Raw genomic sequence first — 1,717 nt, 5'->3', positions numbered from 1 at the left:
TCTCGGAGCCGCCAGCTGACAATCCCGATCCGCAGCACCTCGGCCGCCTCGTCGCGGCGTGCGGGGCCGACGGCGTCGAACAACCGCTCCTCCAGCTCGGAACGGCCCACGCCCTGGTGGAGCGCTGCGGATCCGGCATCGCGCGGGGCGACCTCCGCCAGCTCCAACAGCGTGTGCAGCAGCAGATCCGGGCGATCCAGCAGGCGCTCGGTGCCGTACATGACGTCCATGAACCCTGCCGCCAGTGCATCGAACGCGTCCAGAAACCCCGGACCGCCCGGAAGCTCGCGCAATGGCTCCAGCATCTCTCGCCACATCGTCGCGTCGGCATCGGCCAGGGCAACCCGGGCGTCCGACACGGCCTGAATGAGCCGGGCGTTCCCTCGCAGCCTCTGGGCGAGATCCGCCATGGCCTGGTTCCGCCGCGAGGCAAGCATGTCCACCGACTTCAGCAGCCCGACGAACTCGTACGGATCGTCCGGATGCACCGCATCGGCGTAGTACCGGCCGAGTTGCCGGACCCCATGGGCCAGGGGAATGAACTCGTCCCAGTAGATGTCCTTCCACCGTCGCAGTGATTCGGCCCGCTCGAGCAGGGCCGCGGCAAGTTCGGCATCGGTACATGCGGCGAGATCGTGCGACGCCAGTCGTGCGCCTTCCGATTCGAGGGCGGGAATAAGTTCGCCGGCGACGCGGTCCGCGAGCGCAGACAGACGCCGCAGATTCGGCCGCAGCGTCAGGTACCAGCCTCGCTCGTCGTCACCGGCAGGCCGCGACGTCGTGATGGGCCGGGCCTGGAGCACCACCGTGTCTGGCGATCGACCGGTCCATTCGACGTCGGGCGGCCACGCGAACAGCGTCTCGATGCGGCTGAGCACACCGAGCAGGTTTGCCAGATCCTGCGCGCCGAGAAGCGGTCCGCCGTCGTCCGACCCGCGGCGCCCGGGCCGCCACTCGATCAACTCGCCTGAGCTTCGCGTCAGGGTCCAGCGATCCGGGTCCACCGAACCGTCAACGAGCAGCGCGCACGGGCCCGGCACAGCTTCGATCATGGCGCGGTCGGCGTCCGGGCAGCGCGGATCGCGGTTGAACGCCACGCCTGAACACTCCGCCAGTTCCACAGCCTGGACGAGTACCGCCATCCGGCTCCGGTGCGGGTCGAGCGACAGCTCGCGTCGATAGAGGAGCGCAGCATCCGACCACAGCGAGGCCCAGACCGCCCGCACCGCATCGAGGACGGCGCGATCTCCCTCCACCCCGACGATGGACTCGTGGAGCCCGGCAAAGGACAACTGCTGCGAGTCCTCCCCGGGTGCCGACGAGCGAACGGCCACGGCGCCATCGCCGATGTGGTCCGCAAGGGCTCGGCGGATCTGCCCGGCGATGGCATCCGGAATCCCGGCTCGCAGGAAGGCGGCTCGGATCCGCAGCGCGGCGTCCCAGAGTTCCTCCCACCGCATGGCGTCCAGGGGCTTGCGGCCCAGTTCCATCGCGATGTGCCCGCTCAGGCTGGCCTCGGCGACGAACTGCTCGTACGCCCTCGTCGTGATGCAGAATCCTCGGGGAACCCTGAATCCCGCCTGGATGAGTGAGCCGAGCCGGGCCGCCTTGCCGCCAACCAGCCTGTCTCCCGCACCGGCGGCCCCGACCAGGGGAACTATGCACGACTCTTGGGAACCCACTGCCAGACCTCTTGAAAGCGGGTGACGTACAAGTA

1 protein-coding gene is annotated in these 1,717 nt (G+C 69.1%); it reads right to left on the bottom strand.

Annotated elements, in window-relative coordinates; genetic code table 11:
* Positions 1-1,682 (bottom strand): PEP/pyruvate-binding domain-containing protein (locus WB308_RS02485; protein ID WP_424188654.1); only part of this gene is annotated, 1,682 nt, incomplete at its 3' end.
* Positions 1,683-1,717 lie beyond the last annotated feature (35 nt).

The sequence above is a fragment of the Sulfuricurvum sp. genome (genome assembly GCF_049587615.1).
GTDB lineage: Bacteria > Campylobacterota > Campylobacteria > Campylobacterales > Sulfurimonadaceae > Sulfuricurvum.
This window is presented reverse-complemented; position numbering and strand designations above follow the sequence as displayed.